Source organism: Cutibacterium porci (genome assembly GCF_009696315.1).
In the GTDB taxonomy this organism is placed as follows: Bacteria; Actinomycetota; Actinomycetes; order Propionibacteriales; family Propionibacteriaceae; genus Cutibacterium; species Cutibacterium porci.
The window spans coordinates 318844-335348 of record NZ_VUMG01000002.1; the positions used below are offsets into that span (position 1 = coordinate 318844).

General features: G+C 58.2%; 15 protein-coding genes. 3 read left to right on the forward strand and 12 right to left on the reverse strand.

Features of this window, described 5'->3' with window-relative positions; all coding sequences use genetic code 11:
* Nucleotides 1-13 precede the first annotated feature (13 nt).
* The gene (gene murQ / locus FYJ43_RS05435; protein ID WP_154562736.1) at nt 14-928 is read right to left on the reverse strand and encodes an N-acetylmuramic acid 6-phosphate etherase; all 915 of its coding nucleotides are present in this window, start codon (nt 926-928) and stop codon (nt 14-16) included.
* 118 nt (nt 929-1046) lie between these two features.
* Between murQ and FYJ43_RS05440 the strand changes: the two genes are divergently transcribed.
* Both FYJ43_RS05440 and FYJ43_RS05445 read left to right on the forward strand, forming a co-directional pair.
* The gene (locus FYJ43_RS05440; RefSeq protein ID WP_154562738.1) at nt 1047-1928 is read left to right on the forward strand and encodes a MurR/RpiR family transcriptional regulator; all 882 of its coding nucleotides are present in this window, start codon (nt 1047-1049) and stop codon (nt 1926-1928) included.
* Between the two features lie 10 nt (nt 1929-1938).
* Nucleotides 1939-2586, forward strand: coding sequence for an HdeD family acid-resistance protein (locus FYJ43_RS05445; RefSeq protein WP_154562739.1), 648 nt, complete (start codon nt 1939-1941; stop codon nt 2584-2586).
* Between the two features lie 104 nt (nt 2587-2690).
* On the opposite strand, the gene FYJ43_RS05450 is transcribed toward FYJ43_RS05445, so the two are convergent.
* The 11 genes from FYJ43_RS05450 to hisI all read right to left on the reverse strand — a co-directional run bounded on the left by FYJ43_RS05450 (nt 2691) and on the right by hisI (nt 15769).
* On the reverse strand, nt 2691-2993 hold the full coding sequence (locus tag FYJ43_RS05450) for a hypothetical protein (protein WP_154563392.1): 303 nt from the start codon (nt 2991-2993) through the stop codon (nt 2691-2693).
* A 49-nt stretch (nt 2994-3042) separates the two neighbouring features.
* Complete coding sequence (locus FYJ43_RS05455) at nt 3043-4515, reverse strand: glutamate synthase subunit beta (protein ID WP_154562741.1); 1473 nt, start codon at nt 4513-4515, stop codon at nt 3043-3045.
* On the reverse strand, nt 4508-9031 hold the full coding sequence (gene gltB / locus FYJ43_RS05460; RefSeq protein WP_154562743.1) for a glutamate synthase large subunit: 4524 nt from the start codon (nt 9029-9031) through the stop codon (nt 4508-4510). Before gltB ends, FYJ43_RS05455 begins: the two co-directional genes overlap by 8 nt.
* A 128-nt stretch (nt 9032-9159) precedes the next feature.
* Nucleotides 9160-9978 carry a prolipoprotein diacylglyceryl transferase gene (lgt, locus tag FYJ43_RS05465; RefSeq protein ID WP_326833368.1) on the reverse strand — a complete coding sequence of 273 codons (819 nt, stop codon included), beginning with the start codon at nt 9976-9978 and terminating at the stop codon, nt 9160-9162.
* Nucleotides 9975-10808: a tryptophan synthase subunit alpha gene (gene trpA, locus FYJ43_RS05470; RefSeq protein ID WP_154562745.1), complete on the reverse strand. Its 834-nt coding sequence runs from the start codon at nt 10806-10808 to the stop codon at nt 9975-9977. Before trpA ends, lgt begins: the two co-directional genes overlap by 4 nt.
* The gene (gene trpB, locus FYJ43_RS05475; protein WP_154562747.1) at nt 10805-12061 is read right to left on the reverse strand and encodes a tryptophan synthase subunit beta; all 1257 of its coding nucleotides are present in this window, start codon (nt 12059-12061) and stop codon (nt 10805-10807) included. The genes trpA and trpB overlap by 4 nt, the downstream gene beginning before the upstream one ends.
* Before the next feature lie 27 nt (nt 12062-12088).
* The gene (gene trpC / locus FYJ43_RS05480) at nt 12089-12889 is read right to left on the reverse strand and encodes an indole-3-glycerol phosphate synthase TrpC (RefSeq protein WP_154562749.1); all 801 of its coding nucleotides are present in this window, start codon (nt 12887-12889) and stop codon (nt 12089-12091) included.
* Nucleotides 12890-13105, reverse strand: a complete 216-nt coding sequence (locus tag FYJ43_RS05485) for an HGxxPAAW family protein (protein WP_154562751.1) — start codon at nt 13103-13105, stop codon at nt 12890-12892. It lies immediately after the preceding gene.
* A 116-nt stretch (nt 13106-13221) separates the two neighbouring features.
* Nucleotides 13222-13887, reverse strand: a complete 666-nt coding sequence (locus tag FYJ43_RS05490; RefSeq protein WP_154563394.1) for a Trp biosynthesis-associated membrane protein — start codon at nt 13885-13887, stop codon at nt 13222-13224.
* Between the two features lie 11 nt (nt 13888-13898).
* Nucleotides 13899-15395 (reverse strand): chorismate-binding protein, encoded by a 1497-nt coding sequence (locus tag FYJ43_RS05495; RefSeq protein ID WP_154562753.1) that lies wholly within the window; start codon nt 15393-15395, stop codon nt 13899-13901.
* A complete protein-coding gene (gene hisI / locus FYJ43_RS05500; RefSeq protein ID WP_154562755.1) occupies nt 15392-15769 on the reverse strand; it encodes a phosphoribosyl-AMP cyclohydrolase in 378 nt (125 codons plus the stop codon). Before hisI ends, FYJ43_RS05495 begins: the two co-directional genes overlap by 4 nt.
* A gap of 86 nt (nt 15770-15855) precedes the next feature.
* Here hisI and FYJ43_RS05505 point away from each other — a divergent pair, with 86 nt between their 5' ends.
* Nucleotides 15856-16491, forward strand: coding sequence for a TIGR03085 family metal-binding protein (locus FYJ43_RS05505; RefSeq protein WP_154562757.1), 636 nt, complete (start codon nt 15856-15858; stop codon nt 16489-16491).
* Nucleotides 16492-16505: the final 14 nt, after the last annotated feature.

Genomic DNA, 16505 nt, shown 5'->3' on the forward strand with positions numbered 1-16505 from the left:
TCCCTTGGAAGACTCAGTGGTGACGGTAATTTTCGTCGACAGCAGTCCGGACTGCCCCGCCGGCTATTGCTAGTCGGCTACGAGCTTGCGCCGCAGTCATTCCCATCAGCACCATGACAATGGCCGTTTTGGCATGCCAGTCGGCCTCACGCAGCGCCGTCATGGCATCTTCCCTAGAACATCCCGTAGCAGTCATCACGATTGATACAGCTCGCTGCCGTAACTTCTCGTTATTCGGAGCGACGTCGACCATCAGGTTTCCGTACGTTTTACCTAGTTTCACCATGGTTGCGGTCGAGATCATATTGAGGACAAGCTTCTGTACTGTCCCAGCTTTGAGGCGGGTCGATCCGGTGAGGACCTCAGGACCAGCATCAATTTCGATCGGAAGCTCTACTTCGCTACTGATTGCCGCACCACGATTACAACTCACCGCAGCCGTCACTGCTCCAGCTCGTCTTGCCGCGCGCACCGCACCCACAACCCAAGGAGTTCGCCCCGACGCTGTCAGGCCGACCACGACGTCATGGTGACCTGGTTGAAGGGCGTTCATCTCTGCGACGCCGCGATCCGCATCATCTTCTGCCCCTTCCACAGCCTGGAACATGGCTTGTCGTCCTCCTGCAATGAGACCGACGACCATCGTGGGATCGGTACTGAACGTCGGTGGGCACTCCACTGCATCGAGAACACCTAGCCGTCCGCTCGTTCCGGCACCGGCATATATCAATCGACCTCCGTCAGATAGACCTCTCACAGCAGCCTCGACAACAGCCGCTACCGCTGAAAGCTGGGACGCGACAGTGTCTGGAACCCGATGGTCTTCGTCGTTCATAACGCGGAGCATCTCAAGGGTTGACAACTGGTCGAGTCCCTCGCTTGCCGGGTTTCTCCCCTCAGTGGTTGCGAGATTCGTCAGGCTGTCCATGAAATATCCCCCCTGAGTCACACTTTTCGTGGTTCCATGTCTGAGACGCCACACCACGGAACCGCACCGTCCCCGTGACGTGAAATAACTGTACATGAAATCCCGTCCGATTGGAAGGATGTTTCACATGAACGACAGCCTGCTGCCTCGGATCGATATGGCCAGAATGACGATGCGCCCTGCAGAAGCCCAGGTCGCCGCTGTCGTCTTGGCCGAACCCGATTGGACGCTCGCAGCATCAACGAGCCAGCTTGCCGAGGCTGCCGGCGTATCCCCCGCATCCGTGGTGCGCTTCTGCCGGAGCCTAGGGATGAGCGGCTACCGGGAACTTCGCACCGAGCTTGCACGCGATCTGTCTCTACGCAACCTCGAACTGGAAAGATCTTCCGTGGCCGAGGGCACTATTACTCTCGACGATTCCTTGACCCAAATGATCACGAAGATTGCGTTCCATGAGGCTCGCACGATTGAAAACACCGCACGAGCCGTCAACACCGACGAACTTGAAGCTGTCGCCAGCGCCATCTCCGTTGCCCCACGAACCGCACTATTCGGGGTCGGGTCCAGCGGTCTTGTTGCTAGCGATCTATCCGAGAAGCTCGAACGTATCGGCCTGATATGTCAACACCATCAGGACACCCATATGCAGCTTGTTCATGCCGCATTGTGCACACGCACGTGCGTAGCCCTAGGTATTTCCTTTAGCGGCAACACCCAAGAGGTGGTCGAAGCTCTCACTGTGGCGCGAGAACACGGCGCTCTTACTGTCGCTATGACGGGCCTACCTGACTCCCCCGTAGGACGCCTCGCCGACCACGTCCTGGTCACTTCAGCACGCGAAACACCGATTCGCGCTGGCGCGATGTCCAGCCGTATGTCACAGCTGGCTGTCGTCGACTTTCTCTTTGCACGGGTCGCACAACTGTGTATGGACGACCTCGAGAACATCCTTACCAGCACGCGAACCGCGGTAAGCACGCACCGAAAGCCGCTCACGTAGACTTGATTACATGTCCTCGCAGACCCTCAGTAAAACGTGGAAGTCGATCTGGTGGATTCCTTTCACTAAAGGAATCCTCGCAGTTATTGCCGCTGTAGTAGCCGTACTCTGGTCCCACCAGACGATGACCGCCCTCGTGATGATCGTCGGTATTTACGCCGTCATCGACTCCATTATGACCCTCGTCAACGCCAAGGCCCTCCATGGCATTGCTGGCGCGAGATTCATGACAGTCTGGGGCATCATCGGCATTATCGTCGGCCTCATCCTTACTATTCATCCCTGGTTTTCCCTGCACGTCATTGCCATCCTGATGGGGGTATGGTTAGTGCTCCTCGGCGTAGCTGCTACCGGGTTCGCCCTCCCCATGAGGCTTGTCACAGCAAAAGCCTGGGGTTGGATGCTTGGCGGCGGCGTCGGTCTATTTATTCTGGGTATTGTCGTTTTAGTGCATCCTGGATTCGGCGTAGTAGCCATGAGCTGGCTACTCGCGCTCGCCGTGTTTCTCTATGGTGTCGCCAACCTCGCAATTGCGGTGGGAGCACATAAAATTACGAGTTCCATCTCGTCAGCAGTACACCGCGACCCTCGCAATACCATCATTGAGGGAGACGTCGTGGACAGCCCCGAGGCACCACCTCATCGCGAACTGACGTGAATCGATGCTCAGGTTGTGGCTCCCAGCAACTGCTGGGAGCCACAACCATGTCTGAAGTTATCGGGCAGATGTGAACTGCGTGCGAATGCAGTCATAGCGCAACACTAAAGAGGGTCGCGTCGATCCTCACGCTTGGCATCATTGTCAATACCAAGCTCCTGATCGAGATGATTATCCAAGGCGTGGGCCCTCCGCTGGGACGCCAAATAGGCCCACCAAACGCCCGCGCCGATGATACCGAGGAAGGATGCAGCCCCTCCAAAGGCTCCCAGAACGAATCGTGGATCACTCTGGCCAGGGGCAGTCAAGCCAATAACGTCGAGCAGCACAAAGAGCGTCACGCACACCCACGTCAGCGCTCTGGCATGGTGAATCGCCGACTCAAGGTCCTCCTCGTCATCGCTCATCCCAGCAGTGTCCTCCTGAGGGGTGGCACTTGTCGAACTCATGAGCGCATCACACCATCATTTGACGATCGGAAGGTTGTATCGGTTTTGGTAATACCGACGGCGATCCCCTGAGGTACGCATCGACGCCGTTCGCTGCCGCCCGCCCTTCCGCGATGGCCCACACCACGAGGGACTGTCCCCGGCCAGCATCACCGCAGGCGAAAACCCCCGGCACATTGGTCTCAAAAGCGTTATTTCTCACGAGGTTGCCACGCCCGTCGAGTTCCAGACCCAGCTCAGCGACAACGCCCTCATGCTCCGGATGAGCGAATCCCATCGCAAAAATCACGAGCTCAGCCGGCAAATCGTGCTCGCTACCTTCGTCGGCTATAAATACCCGGTTCTCATCTCGATGGCCTGAGACTACCCGAACTGCCTTAACGTGGCCTTCGTCATCGCTCACGATCTCGACAGTGTTCGTCGAGTACACCCGCTCGCCACCCTCCTCATTGGAACTGGAGACACGCAGAATAAGCGGATAAGTAGGCCACGGATGGGTAGCTGGACGTTCCTTGGGCGGCTCCGGGTTGTATTGCAACTGAGTAATCGAGGCCGCGCCTTGGCGCACAGCGGTACCCACGCAGTCATTAGCCGTGTCTCCGCCACCGATGATGACAACATGCTTACCGTCGGCGCGAATTTGATCGGGAACCTCTTCTCCGGCGACGACACGATTCTGCTGGGTGAGATAATCCATGGCGTAACAAACCCCATCAAGCTCGATGCCCGGAGCATTCAGCATGCGAGGAACAGTGGCCCCGGTAGCCAAGACAACGGCGTCAAAACGTTCTCGTAGCTGTTCGCCAGTAATATCGACACCGATCTCAGTGTTCGTTTTAAAAACGGTCCCCTCCAGCACCATCTGTTTTATTCGACGATCGAGAACCGATTTTTCCATCTTGAAATCCGGGATGCCGTAACGCAGCAATCCACCGATAGCATCGTCACGTTCGTAGACGACGACCGTATGGCCGGCCCGGGTGAGCTGTTGAGCGGCTGCCAGACCCGCTGGGCCAGACCCTACGACCGCAGCCGTCTTGAGCGAATGCCACTCAGGGACCACGGGGATGACGCGACGGTCCTCCCACGCCTTGTCGATAATGGCGACCTCGACGTTTTTGATCGTCACGGGGTCGCGGTTGATCCCCTCAACACACGCCGTCTCGCAGGGGGCAGGGCACAGCCGACCAGTGAATTCCGGAAAATTGTTAGTGGCTTGTAACGAGTCAAGGGCCTCGCGCCATTCGTCTCGCCAGATGAGGTCGTTCCACTCCGGGATGAGATTGCCCAGCGGGCAGCCAGTATGACAAAACGGCACACCACAATCCATGCACCGGCTCGCCTGATCAGTAATGATAGGTAGCAGAGCATGTCCCGGCCCGCCTGGATAGACCTCTTTCCAATCGTGGACACGCTCTTCGACTGGACGCCGTTTTGCCTCTTGTCTGGGCACTTTCATAAAGCCGCGAGGATCAGCCATGAGACACCTCCATGAGCAATTCGGTCGTTTCGTTCTCACTCAGGCCGCGCTCTTCAGCGTCAACCATCGCTTTCATCATGACGGCATAGTCGCGCGGGAGCACCTTAGTAAAGGAGTTGCGAATTCCGTCAGCTCCCTGCGCCAGGATCTCCTCGGCAAGGGTCGACCCAGTCTCGGTCTGGTGCAATTTCAGCAACTCCATGACGCGGTCGACATCCGCCTGGTCCATCGGCAACGCGTCGACCATGTCTGGATTGAGACGGCTGACATCAAGGTTGCGCACCCACGCCACGCCGCCAGACATTCCCGCAGCGAAATTGCGTCCCGTAGCACCAAGCACGAGTGCTTCGCCCCCGGTCATGTATTCACAGCCGTGATCACCGACTCCTTCCACGACTGCGGTAGCCCCTGAATTGCGTACGCAGAACCTCTCACCTACCTGACCACGCAACAAGATTTCACCGGACGTTGCCCCGTAGCCAACCACGTTTCCAGCAACAATCTGATCGCGTGGCCGGAACGGTGCCTGTGGCGGTGGAGCGACGATGACGCGGCCACCGGATAGCCCCTTACCGACGTAGTCGTTGGCGTCACCGACGAGCCTCATCGTCATGCCGCGAGGCACAAATGCACCGAAGCTTTGGCCAGCAGTGCCAGTGAAGGTGAGGTCGATGGTGTTATCAGGTAGACCCTTGCCATGGGTAGCAACTGTGACACGGCTACCGAGCATGGTTCCGACAGTGCGATCAACGTTGCGGATACTCACCTCGCGCCGAATAGGGGTGCCAAGGGTCAAAGCATCCGCGCACATGTCAATTAACGTCATATCAAGACTTGTCTGGAGATCATGGTCCTGATCTCGAACATGATGCAGCGCACAGCCTTCAGGCAGGTCAACCTGGTGCAAGATCGGCGACAGGTCAAGACCTTTAGCTTTCCAGTGGGTGATGGCCTTGCGGGTATCCAACACTTCTACGTGGCCGACGGCATCGTCAATAGAGCGAAAACCAAGCTCGGCAAGAATCTCGCGGGTCTGTTCAGCCATCATCATCATGAAATTGACAACGTGGTCGGGGTCACCAGCAAATTTCTTACGCAACTCGGGATTTTGAGTAGCCACACCGACCGGGCAGGTATCTGTATGGCACTTACGCATCATGACGCATCCCTCGACGATAAGCGCCGTGGTGGCGAACCCGAATTCTTCAGCACCGAGTAAGGCTGCTATGACGACATCGCGACCGGTCTTGAGCTGACCATCGCACTGCACCACGATGCGATCACGAAGGCCGTTAAGGAGCAGGGTTTGCTGGGCTTCAGCCAAGCCGAGCTCCCACGGACCACCGGCATGCTTGATTGACGTCAGTGGAGCTGCGCCGGTACCACCGTCGTGGCCCGAGATCAGCACAACATCGGCTTTGGCTTTCGAGACACCGGCAGCGACGGTACCGACGCCAGTCTCGGCAACAAGCTTGACGTGGATTCGTGCCCGAGGATTGGCGCATTTAAGGTCATGAATAAGCTGCTTAAGGTCCTCGATGGAGTAGATGTCGTGATGCGGAGGCGGGGAAATGAGCCCAACTCCTGGGGTCGAATGACGGGTCTTCGCCACCCACGGGTAAACCTTTGGACCGGGGAGTTGGCCCCCCTCGCCCGGCTTAGCTCCCTGGGCCATCTTGATCTGGATGTCGTCAGCATTGACCAAATACTCGCTCGTCACACCGAATCGTCCCGATGCCACCTGCTTAATAGCTGAACGACGTTCGGGATCGTAGAGACGCTCAGGGTCCTCGCCACCCTCACCGGTATTCGATTTACCACCGATACGGTTCATCGCGATTGCAAGGGTCTGATGGGCCTCCATGGAAATCGAGCCGTAGCTCATAGCACCTGTCGAGAATCTCTTGACGATCTCGCTAGCTGGCTCGACTTCCTCAAGCGGCACAGCCGGGCGATCATGACGGAACTCTAACAATGACCGCAAGGTCATTAACCTGCTTGAGTTGTCATTAATGTGGTCGGTGTAGCGACGGAATTGCTCATAATCATTGGTCCGTGCTGCCAACTGCAACCGGAAAATTGACTCAGGATCGACAAGATGGCGCTCCCCCTCCCGACGCCACTGGTAGTGGCCACCAGTTTTTAGGGTCCGGTGCGCCAGGTGCACCCCGGTTTCTGGATACGCGCTAAGGTGACGCGCCAGGATCTCCTGAGCGATCTCGGTCAGGCCGATACCCTCGATGCGAGTCGTCGTCCCGGTGAAATATTCATCAATGAATTCCTGTGATAACCCAGTAGCCTCGAAGATCTGGGCCCCAGTATACGAGGGAATCGTCGACACGCCCATCTTGCTCATCGTCTTCAGGACCCCTTTACCGAGGGCCTTGTAGACGTTGTGGATGGCAGTTTCGGGGTCGGTAGACACCCACACCTCGTGTCGGGCCATATCTTCGGCCGATTCGAAGAGTAGATAGGGGTTAACGGCGGAAGCACCATAGCCTATGAGGAGGGCGACGTGGTGCACCTCGCGAACGTCACCGGCCTCGACGACCAGACCCGCCCGAGTGCGGGTTTTCTCCCTCACCAGGTGGTGGTGGATGGCCGAGGTGAGGAGCAGAGACGGAATAGGCGCGAGCTCTCGAGTGGCGTGACGGTCCGAGAGCACAATGATGGTGGCTCCATCCGCGATGGCCTCAGAAACCTCCGCACGGATCTCTTCGATGCGGCGACGCAAACCCTCGCCTCCCTCTTCGACTGCGAATAGACCCCTCACAACGTGGGTTTTGCGATCCGGGTGTTCACCATCGGCATCAATATGAACAATTTTGGCTAGCTGGTCGGAATCAATAATCGGATAGTTGACGACCACCTGACGACACGATTCCGGGCCAGGCTCAAGCAGATTTGCCTCCGGGCCGATGGTACCCGTCAAGGAGGTGACGAGTTCTTCGCGAATAGCATCCAAAGGTGGATTGGTGACCTGAGCGAAAAGCTGGCTGAAATAGTCCCAGAGCATCCTCGGACGGTTGGACAACACCGCCAGCGGCGTGTCAGTTCCCATCGCGCCAGTAGCCTCAACTCCTTGGTTCGCCATGGGTGCGACGAGCATCTTGAGCTCCTCGGACGTATAGCCGAAAAGTTGCTGACGCCGGGTCACCGAGGCGTGAGAGTGAACAATGTGAGTTCGCTCTGGTAGATCGTCAAGGTCGATGCGTCCCTCTTCTAACCACTTCCCATAAGGTTTGGCGCCGGCAAGCCGGGCCTTGATCTCGGAGTCTTCGACCACCCGGCGTTCGGTCAAGTCAACCAAGAACATCCGGCCAGGCTTAAGACGTCCCTTCTCAACAACATGAGCGTCCGGAAGGTCAAGGACCCCAGACTCCGAGGCGAAGACGACAAGCCCATCATCAGTCAACCAGTAACGAGCCGGGCGCAAACCATTGCGATCGAGCACCGCACCAATCTGATTACCGTCAGTGAACGTGACACAAGCAGGGCCGTCCCACGGCTCCATGAGGAAGGAATGGAACTCGTAAAAGTCGCGCAGTTCCTGGGTCATCTCAGTGTTTTTCTGCCACGCCTCAGGAATCATCATGAGGACAGCATGTGGTAGCGAACGTCCACCCAGGTGAAGCAGCTCCAAAACCTCGTCAAAGGACGCCGAGTCTGAACCAGACGGCGTACAGATTGGGTAAAGCCGGGCCAAATCGCCAGGAATAAGGTCGGAGTGGAGCAGAGCCTCGCGGGCCTGCATCCAATTGCGGTTACCGCGCACCGTGTTGATCTCACCGTTATGGGCGATAAGACGGTACGGGTGGGCAAGTTCCCATGCCGGGAAGGTGTTTGTCGAAAACCGGGAGTGGACTAGTGCCAAAGCGCTAGATAGATCCTCATCGTGGAGCTCCGGGAAAACCTCCTCGAGCTGATTTGTCGTCAGCATGCCCTTATAGACGAGGGTGCGCGACGACAGCGAGGCAAAATACACACCTGCCTCATTCTGGGCACGCCGCCGCAATACAAATGCTAAACGTTCCAGATCCATGCCAACGCGACCATCGCGAGCACGGATCAAAAGGTGCTCGAAATGGGGCATAGTACTCAGCGAAACCTTGGAGAGGGTGTGAGTATGCACGGGGACGTCTCGCCACCCCAACACCTCTATGTTTTCAACAGCGGCAATGAGTTCGATCGCAGCCCTAGCGCGAGCACGTTTGGCGTCATCGACAGGCATGAAGGCTAGACCAACGGCATAGGCACCGGGCTCCGGCAATCGGATTCCGGTCGTCCTTCGCAGGAAAGCGTCAGGAACTTGGAGAAGAATCCCGGCACCGTCTCCTGCAGCCGGGTCAGCGCCAGTGGCACCACGGTGGTCCAAGTTCCGAAGTGCCTCAAGCCCCTGCTCAACGATCTTATGGCTAGCCACACCCGTCATAGTGGCTACGAAAGCCACTCCGCATGCATCGTGCTCGTAGCGGGGATCATAGAGCCCCTGCTTGGGATGATGGCCGAAGATCATCGGTACTCCTTTCGACGGAGGCGAATGCCCCGTGCTACGCAGACACGCCGGGGGACAGATTGTCACACAGCGATCACACCTTGACATATACGTCCGAGTCGTGGACTCACCGCGACGAGATCACTGCGCTATGAGGTCATACGGTCACCGTTGCCGTAGCGGCGTTGCAGGACGATCAATGTGACGACCGCGCCGATAAAGACAACGAAAGCAGTAACGTCGTTGAGCCGCCATTGGCCCACGTGATGGGCCGGATCAATGCGCAGTCGCTCAATCCAAAAACGCCCAAAGGTGTAGATCGCGACATAGACCGTGAACAAACGACCGTGGTCTAACGTCCAGCGCCGATCTGCCCATACTAGAAATGCAGCACCAGCCAAACTCCACAACAATTCATAGAGGAAGGTAGGGTGGAACGTCGCGTATTGAAGATATCCTGCAGGTCGGTGAGCCAGGTCAATCTCGAGGCCCCACGGGAGGCTCGTCGGGAGGCCGAAAAGCTCTTGGTTAAACCAGTTTCCCACACGTCCAATCGCCTGAGCAGCCAAGATCCCGGGGGCAAGGGAATCCGCCACCGGAGCGAAGCGAATACCCTTGTGTCGGCAGTATAGCCAGATGGCTAAGCCACCAAGAGTAATGGCTCCCCAAATACCTAGACCGCCCTGCCAGATGAAAAATGCGTGATACCACGTCCGTCCCGGGCCGAAATACAATTGATGGTCGGTAATAACGTGATACAGCCGCCCGCCAATAATTCCGGCAATAACGCCGAGGGCGCACAATTCCTCAAAATGTTCCTGCTTACCGTCGCGAGCCTGATAGCGACGCTCACCACTGACGTACGCAATGACGATACCCGCGAGGATGCACAGGGCATAGATGTGGATAGTCAGCGGTCCGAGATGGAACGCGTCGATTGATGGACTGGGAATCGATAACTGGCTCACCGGCGCTCTGCCCGCCGCACGCCAGCTACCAGGTCATCGACAATGAGGCGCATCCGATCAATTCCCGCCGTTACTGAATCCTCTCGCTCCTCGGCCTCGACGAGAGCACGCACCAGAGCCGATCCAACGATGACGCCATCGGCAAAGGAGCCCACTTCGGCAGCTTGATCGCCATTGGACACGCCCAATCCGACGCCCACTGGGATATCGGGATTGACCTCCCTCACCCTGGCCACCAATTCGGGGGCTGCCGACGATGTCTGGGCTCGAGTTCCCGTCACCCCCATCACTGAGGTCGCATAGACCCAGCCACGACATGCCGCAATCGTTGCCTTCAGCCTCTCATCAGTGGACGACGGTGCAACCAGAAAGACACGATCCAAACCGTGCGCATCGGATGCTGCCATCCATTCCTCGGCCTCATCGGGCGTGAGATCTGGCGTAATGAGTCCAGAGCCACCAGCCGATGCCAGATCACGAGCGTAGGCGTCAACACCGTAGTGCTCGACAAGGTTCCAATAGGTCATGACGACGCACGGAGTGCCGGTCTCAGCCACGGCTTCGGCGGCCAAGAGGGTGTCGCGCGTACGTACCCCACGCTCCAAGGCCCGGGTCGTGGCGTGCTGAATGACGGTGCCGTCCATCATGGGATCGGAATAGGGCATTCCGATCTCGACGAGGTCAACGCCGATCCCGGTCGTCCCGGTCGTTAAGGCCTTCAGAGCATCAATGGAGTCAGGAACCGATGGGTGCCCCACAGGGAGGTAACCCACAAGAGCCGGACGGTCTTCTTGATGCGCCTTCAGATAGGCGTCGGCGCTGCTGCTCATTTCATACCTCCCGTCGTGGCATCGACGCTGCCGTCAATCTGGAACCACTTCAGGGCGGTATCGACGTCCTTATCTCCGCGACCAGACACTGTGACGACGACGACTGGCACCTCGCCATCATGATCCGGTAAATCCTGCACAATGTGCAGAACCCCAGCGATCGCGTGGGCTGACTCAATAGCCGGCATGATGCCCTCGGTGCGAGTAAGAGTACGCAAAGCGTCCATAGCGTCACGATCGGTCACCGGAAGATACGTCGCTCGCCGCTGTGCCGCTAACCAGGAATGCTCGGGACCAACCCCAGGGTAATCCAAACCAGCCGAGATGGAATGCGACTCCATCGTTTGGCCATCGCGATCTTGCAAAATATAGGTACGAGTGCCGTGCAATACACCGACGGAACCACCGGTAATCGACGCCGCGTGGCGACCAGTGTCCACGCCGTCGCCACCAGCTTCAAAGCCGTATAGACGAACTTCAGGATCGTCAATGAAATCGGCGAACGATCCGATGGCGTTCGATCCACCACCCACGCAAGCACAGACGGCGTCAGGCAGCCGTCCAACCCGATCGAGGCACTGTTGACGAGTCTCCGTAGAGATGACGCGCTGGAACTCTCGTACCAGCTTGGGGAACGGGTGAGGCCCAGATGCCGTACCGATGAGGTAATGAGTATCGTCAACGTGGGCTACCCAATCCCGCATAGCCTCGTTCATGGCATCCTTGAGGGTGCGTGATCCGGCTTCCACCGCAACAACCTCGGCTCCCAGCAATTGCATACGGGCCACGTTCAGGGCCTGACGCTCAGTGTCGATCTGACCCATATAAATCCGGCACTCCATGCCCATCATTGCGGCCACCGTCGCCGTCGCCACGCCATGCTGTCCAGCTCCCGTCTCAGCAATAAGGCGATGCTTACCCATCCTGCGGGTCAGTAGTGCTTGTCCCAGCACATTATTAATTTTGTGAGAACCAGTGTGATTGAGGTCTTCCCGCTTCAGCAGAACCCGTACCTTGCGACCGGTCTGCCGAGCCACGTACTGAGAAAACCGTGGTGCTTCCGTCAGAGGCGAGGGTCGTCCAGCGTAATCCCGACGCAAACCTTCTAGCTCAGTGCGGAAGCCCGGATCGACCATCGCAGCCTCAAAAGTCTCCGTAAGCTGATTAAGGGCAGCCTGGAGAGCCTCCGGAACGAATCGGCCGCCAAAACGGTCAAAATGACCCCGAATATCGGGCAGATCATGTGCGGACATGGACGACCTTTCCGTTAGATATCAGACTCACACAGTGGCTCGGTGAATCTCACGCAGCACCTGTGCCGGTTCACCATGACGGACTAGCATTTCCCCGACCAGCACAGCATCAGCACCACAGTCATGAGCTTCAACTGCCTGGTCTACGCGCAGAATTCCGGATTCAGCCACCTTGACGACGCCTTCAGGCAGCTCGCCGAGGAGTCTACCGAAAATGGACCTATCGACGTCGAGAGTCTTGAGATTGCGCGCATTAACACCCACCACACGAGCATCGAGGGCTGCGGCACGACGAGCCTCTTCAGCGGTGTGAACCTCAACTAGCGGGGTCATACCCAACTCACAAGCGAGGTCATAGAGGCGTCGCAAGTCGTCGTCGGACAACGCCGCAACAATCAGCAGGACGAGATCGGCCCCATGCGCGCGTGCCTCAAGCACCTGATAGTCCGTGACGACGAAATCCTTGCGGAGCACCGGAATCTCGACCTTCGCGCGCACCGCGTCAAGATCAGCAAGGGACCCTTGAAATCGACGCTCCTCAGTGAGAACGCTGATAGCAGCAGCTCCCCCTGCGCGGTATTGATCGGCCAGTGCTGCAGGGTCGCTGATAGTAGCCAATTGTCCTTTCGACGGACTCGACCGTTTCACCTCCGAAATCACCGATAGGCCAGGCGAGGTCAGCCGTGGAATCGGATCGATAGCGGGGGCCACGAGCTCAATGGCCTCACGAAGATTATCGGAAGTGACCATAAGCTGGCGCTCGTGAAGGTCCTTGAGAACTCCGGCAATGATCCCATCAAGGACTGTTCCAGTAGTCGTGGGCGACATTCAGCGTGCCCCACTGAAACCCATAGCCCGCATGACCAGGGTGACAACACCACCCAGCACGACAAGAGCCGCACCGACGATGCAGGTAATCCAACTCGGCCCGGCCATCGCGCCAACGGCGGCCACGATGAAGCCGATGAGGGCGACGATCGAACCTGCCCAATTCGCGGGGCTCCCGCCGTGACGGTAGTGACGAGTGGCGCGATCAGCACTCATGGTGTTCCCTCCGGTGGTCAGGCGCGGAATGTCCGCGCAGCTGGTCAAAGATGCGGGCTACACCCACGAGTTAGTCGGGGGTGAACATCCGCAACACGGTGAATCCAGAGCTAATCCTACCCTGATGTGTCGTCGGTATGGACGTGCTGTCCGTTGTCGACGTCGTTATGAGATGGCCCGGTAGCCGATGATGTCGATGGTTTCTGTTGCGAGATGTCACTGCGCGACGCCGCGATGTCGTGCCCGGCTGTCTCGGGTGGCACTGCCGCATCACTAACCGTCGGGTCTTCTCCCCTGTCCAAAGCATCCCACGTCGAGCGAGAATCGCCGGAAAACTCACCTCTACGTCGAGCAGACTGGTGAGGCCAACGGTCTGCGAGCGCTGCTAACGCAATTCCGCTAACGATCGTCACCGCCCCCGCTATAAGGCATACCCACGGCCACCCGCTGACATGTACCTGAGGAGCCCGCGCATCAACACCTTTGGCAGCCCACTGGTGTGCCGTCGCAGTGCGATGGGTAACCACGATGGCCACAATCCCTACCCCTACAAGAGCCTGCAGGATGCCAGTAATGCGACGCCCAGTCGTCTTAACGACAAGCAAAAACGCCACGGTGATGACGAGCATCAAGGCGGTTGCCGTTATCAATCCGCCCGTAACATCAGCCCCGGTCAAACCAATGCCGGCACGTTCCAGCCAGACACGACGCGAGGAAACGCTGATAAGGATAGCCGCAAGAATGGGGACGCCAGCAAGGACGATCCGCCAGCCGGGTGACATCGGGGAACTCACTACACGTCCTCTCGCAGCCCGGACAGCAACTCGGCGTCCTGAACCGCCTGAATAACTGCGGCCGCCTTATTCTCGCATTCGGCGTTCTCACGGGATCCGATTGAGTCCAGCACGATTCCGGCACCGGCTTGGACGTGAGCCACGTGATCTTTTAATACCGCTGTGCGGATCGCAATCGCGCAATCGGAGTTGCCATGCAAGTCGAAATACCCCACAACACCGCCATAGACGCCACGCCGAGTCGTCTCAAGCATCTCGATAATCCGCATAGCTGAAATCTTCGGTGCCCCGGACAATGTGCCTGCTGGAAAACAGGACATTGTGACGTCGACAGCGTCCATTCCCGCAGCGATCTGACCGGTGACAGCTGCTTCTAGATGCATCACGTGGGAATACCGACCGACGTGCATGAACTCGGTAACGTTAACTGTTCCGGGAACGCACACCCGACCCAGATCGTTGCGACCAAGGTCTACAAGCATCGTATGTTCAGAGCGTTCCTTAGGATCGGCAAGTAACTCGTCCTCCATGGCTCGATCTTCAGCCGCGGTGCGACCTCTGGGACGGGTCCCGGCGATGGGGTGCGTCGTTGCCACGCCGTCAGCCACCGTCACTAAAGCCTCTGGGGAGGACCCAATCACGTCAAAACCGGGCAACCGGAGCAAATAAAGGTACGGGCTGGGGTTGGTGCGACGCAATTGCCGATAGATGTTGAGGGCATCAGCACGCGTCTCGACGTCGAACCGCTGACTCGGCACCACTTGGAATATGTCGCCGTCGCGAATTCGATCAACCGCCTCGTCCACAAGCTCGGCGTATTGAGCCGGAGTACGCTGACGCCGCACTGGCGCTGCGGGATGGTCGACAATACGAGCTGTTAATACCTCGCGTGGTTCAGCTAGCCTCGCCACCATCGCGCTGAGAGCGCAGACGGCGGCGTCATAGGCTTGGTCGGGATCTGTCCCACTGACAACCTGGTTCGAGATGAGCCAGAGCTCACCGCGCTGGTGATCGAATACCGCCATGTCCCCGACAAGCATGAGACATGCTGCTGGAAGGCCAAGGTCATCAACGACGTCGTCACCAATGCTTTCAAGGCGACGGACCATGTCATACCCGATATACCCCACGAATCCGCTTGTCAGAGGTGGAAGGTCAGGCTCTGCTGGCGTGCTGAGATCAGCGAGCGCTTCCTTAAGGGCTTCCAACGGATCATCGCTGACCGTCAAACCACCAGGCTTGTCACCTATCCACCCCACCGAGTCTCCGTCGGAAATCAAAGCACAGCGGGCGTTGACTCCAATAAAGGACCACCTCGACCAGATGCCAGACTCAGCTGACTCCAGCAGGAACGTCAGCCCGCGGTCTCCACACAGGTGCTGGTACAAGCCCACTGGGGTGTCGTCATCACATACCAATTTGGTTCGCACCGAGACGACCGTGTGATGGGCGGCACGAGCAGCGAACTCCTGGCGCGACGGGGCAACGTCAATCATGACTCGACCTCCTCAGCTAACAAGACATCAGCATCGAAACAAGTGCGATTGCCAGTGTGGCAGGCACCACCAATCTGGTCGACGCGCAGGAGGAGCGTGTCCCCGTCACAATCAAGACTCACTGAACGCACGTGCTGGGTATGACCAGATGTTTCCCCCTTCACCCAGTACTCATGACGAGATCGAGACCAATATGTGGCCCTGCGGGTTGCTAAGGTGCGGGCCAAAGCAACGTCATCCATCCAAGCCATCATGAGAACGTCCCCGGTCGTAGCATCTTGCACCACAGCGGGCACTAGCCCAGCGTCATTACGGCGCAACCTCGCCGCGATCACGGGGGCCAAAGTTGATTCTTCGGTCAGCACGCGCCTCATTGAACACCGGATCACCGACACCTCGGGCTGAAACCACGTTCCGGACTGGTACTGGCAAGATGGACATAGCGCGAAGGAGGACCTGGATGTCCATGGCACAAGATGAACGAGCCACCCTGGCCGCAGATCTATTACGACTCGGCCCCGACGCCCCGACATTGTGCAAGGGATGGACGGCCCGAGACCTGCTCACCCACCTTCTCCTGCGGGAGAACGACCCGCTAGCGATTCCCGGGATGGCCGCCAGTGTCTTTGACGCCATCACTCGCTCACGCGCCGACAAACTAGAAACCTCCGGATCCTTTGAAGACCTCGTAGCTCGGTTCGCTCATGGCCCGGGCCGTTTCTCGGTTTTCCGCATTCCTGGCCTCGACTCTGCGGCCAACTCCATGGAGTACTACATCCACCACGAGGACCTGCTGCGAGCCCAGCCCGACTGGCATCCTCGAGAACTCGGTCATCGCGCCGAACTACGACTAGCTGCCATCCTCCGCAAATACGGGCGCGCTCTTGCCCGCCGCTCCCCTGTCGGCGTACGGGCCGAGATGACAGGACAATCGGACCCGCTCACACTCCGCCCCGGCGATCGCATCGTCACCTTGGTCGGAAAACCGTCGGAAATCATCCTGCTGTTAACCGGGCGCACAACGGTGGCCCAGGTAGATGTACTGGGCGAGCCCGCATCCATCATGGCGTTCATGCGTTCCGACCACTCGCTGTGAGTAGCCGGAACGCA